Origin of the sequence: Streptomyces sp. NPDC006450 (assembly GCF_040612195.1) — a bacterium.
Lineage (GTDB): Bacteria > Actinomycetota > Actinomycetes > Streptomycetales > Streptomycetaceae > Streptomyces.
The window spans coordinates 1-2696 of sequence record NZ_JBEXPT010000253.1 but is presented as its reverse complement, the minus strand read 5'-3'; the positions used below and the strand labels follow the sequence as shown (position 1 = coordinate 2696).

The window sequence follows — 2696 nt, the reverse complement described above, 5'->3', positions numbered from 1 at the left end:
CGGTTGAGTTCGATCACCGGTGACGGGATCAGCAGGACGAGCCGTCCGTAGAGGGCGGCGATCGTCCGCCAGTCGGTGTCCTCGTAGCGGACGGCTTCGGCGTGGTGGCCCCCGGAGCCGTCGGAACCGCCAACTTCTGGTCCCTGCTGACCTCGGGCCGTACCGCGACCCGCGGCGTCACCCTCTTCGACGCCGCCAGCTACCGCTCGCGGATCGCCGCCGAGGTCGACTTCGACCCCGCCGCGCACGGCTTCACCCTCGCCGACACCGAACGCCTGGACCGGGCCGCCCAGTTCGCACTGGTCAGCGCCCGGGAGGCGGTGGCCGACAGTGGTCTGCACGCCGTACTGGCCGCAGGGAACCGGCTGCGCACCGGGGTCAGCCTGGGCAACGCGGCGGGCTGCACCACCGGACTCGCCACGCAGTACGCACTGCTGAGCGACTTCGGCAGCACGTGGACCGTCGACCACTCCCGGGCCGCCGAGTGCCTCTACGACTACTTCGTGCCCAGCTCGCTGGCGGCCGCAGTGGCCCGCGACAGCGGCGCGCAGGGCCCGGTCAGCCTGATCTCCAGCGGCTGCACCTCGGGCCTGGACGCGATCGGGCACGCCGCCGAGCTGATCCGCGAGGGCAGCGCCGACGTGATGATCACGGGCGGGGCGGAGGCACCGATCTCCCCCATCGCCATGGCCTGCTTCGACCGCATCCGCCTCACCAGCCCCCGCAACGAGGACGCCGGCACCGCCTCGCGCCCCTTCGACCGCACCCGCGACGGCTTCGTGCTCGGCGAGGGCGCGGCCGTGGTGATCCTGGAGGAGCTGGAGCACGCCCGCCGCCGGGGCGCCCACGCGTACGCGGAGCTGTCCGGCTTCGCCTCGTACAGCAGCGCGCACCACATGACGGGGCTGCGGCCGGGCGGCCAGGAAATGGCCGACGCCATCCGGGCGGCACTCGACGAGGCGCGCCTGAACCCGGTCGACGTGGACTACATCAACGCGCACGGGGCCGGCACCCTGCACAACGACCGGCACGAGACGCACGCCTTCAAGCAGGGACTGGGCGACCACGCCCGGCGCGTCCCGGTCAGCTCCATCAAATCGATGATCGGACACGCGCTCGGCGCCGCAGGCGCCCTGGACGTGGCGGCCAGCGTGCTGGCCATCGAGCACAGCACGGTTCCGCCGACCGCCAACCTGCACGAGCCCGACCCGACCTGCGACCTGGACTACACACCGCTGTTCGCCCGCGAGCAGCGCACCAGTACGGTGCTCAGCGTCGCCAGCGGCTTCGGCGGCTTCCACGCCGCCACCGTGCTGACCAGGCCCCGGCTGCGGGAGACGGCATGAGCGGCCCCAACGGCGCGAGCGGGCGCGTGCGCAGCCTGCCCGGCACCCGGGCGCTGGTCACCGGCATCGGCGTGGCCGCGCCCAACGGGCTGGGTACCGAGGCCTGGTGGAGCGCCATGCTGGAGGGCCGCAGCGGCATCGGCCCGATCACCCGCTTCGACGCCTCCGGCTACCCGGTGCGGATCGCGGGCGAGATCCCCGGCTTCGTCGACGAGGACCACATCCCCAGCCGCCTGCTCCCCTCCACCGACCGGGTCACCCGCCTGAGCCTGGTCGCGGCCAAGGAAGCCCTGGAGGACTCGGGTGCCGACCCGGCCGCACTGCCCGGCTACCGGGCGGGCGTGATCACGGCCAGCTCCGCGGGCGGCACCGAGTTCGGCCAGCGAGGGCTGGAGGCCCTGTGGGGCAAGGGAGCCCGCTACGTCAGCGCGTACCAGTCCTTCGCCTGGTTCCACGCGGCGGGAACCGCCGAGATCTCCATCCGGCACGCTCTGCGCGGCCCCGGCTCCGCCATGGTCAGCGAGCAGGCGGGCGGGATCGACACGCTCGCCCGCGCCCGGCGCGAGATCCGCAAGGGCGTGGGCCTCATGGTGACCGGAGGCGTCGACTCGGCGCTGTGCCCCTGGGGCTGGGCCGCGCACCTGGCGGACGGCCGGCTGAGCACCGACCCCGATCCGGCACGGGCCTACCGGCCCTTCGACGCGGACGCCTGCGGCCACGTCGTGGGCGAGGGCGGCGCGCTGCTGGTCCTGGAGGACGCGGCGGCCGCCGCCGCGCGCGGTGTCCGCGGGTACGCCGTGGTGGCCGGGTGCGCGGCGACCTTCGACGGCGGGCCGGGGGAGGAGCGGCTCAAGGAGGCGGCCGAACTCGCGCTGGCCGACGCCCGGGTGAGCCCCGACCAGGTGGACGTGGTGTTCGCCGACGGGGCCGGGGAGCGGGCCGCCGACCGGGCCGAGGCCGAGGCACTGGCCGCGCTGTTCGGGCCGTGCGGCGTGCCGGTGACCGCGCCGAAGTCGATGACGGGCCGGCTGGGCGCCGGGGGTTCCTCGCTGGACCTGGCGGCGGCGGCGCTCGCGCTCCGCGACAAGGTGGTGCCCCCGACCACCGGGACGCGGCGGGTCGCCGCGAACTGCCCGCTGGATCTGGTGACGGGCGCGGCGCGGGAGCTGCCCGGGCTGCGGACCGTGCTGGTGCTGGCGCGCGGGAGGGGCGGCTTCAACTCGGCCGCGGTGTTGCGGGCGGCCGACGCCTGAGCCGGCCGGGGCGGTCGCCCGCGCGGAGCGGGCGTCGGGGGAGCGGGCCGCCCTGGGGAGCGGGGGAGCGGGGCTCTGCTACGCCGGTCCGCGGCGC

General features: G+C 75.6%; 2 protein-coding genes and 1 pseudogene. 2 read left to right on the top strand and 1 reads right to left on the bottom strand.

Annotation, left to right across the window (positions count from 1 at the left end; genetic code table 11):
• Positions 1-104 (bottom strand): annotated as a pseudogene (locus ABZY57_RS32580) (RNA polymerase sigma factor); the annotation flags it as partial.
• Here ABZY57_RS32580 and ABZY57_RS32575 point away from each other — a divergent pair.
• Complete coding sequence (locus ABZY57_RS32575) at positions 102-1346, top strand: beta-ketoacyl-[acyl-carrier-protein] synthase family protein (RefSeq protein ID WP_356518133.1); 1245 nt, start codon at positions 102-104, stop codon at positions 1344-1346. The pseudogene ABZY57_RS32580 and the gene ABZY57_RS32575 overlap by 3 nt on opposite strands.
• Positions 1343-2599, top strand: a complete 1257-nt coding sequence (locus ABZY57_RS32570; RefSeq protein ID WP_356518131.1) for a ketosynthase chain-length factor — start codon at positions 1343-1345, stop codon at positions 2597-2599. The genes ABZY57_RS32575 and ABZY57_RS32570 overlap by 4 nt, the downstream gene beginning before the upstream one ends.
• Positions 2600-2696: the final 97 nt, after the last annotated feature.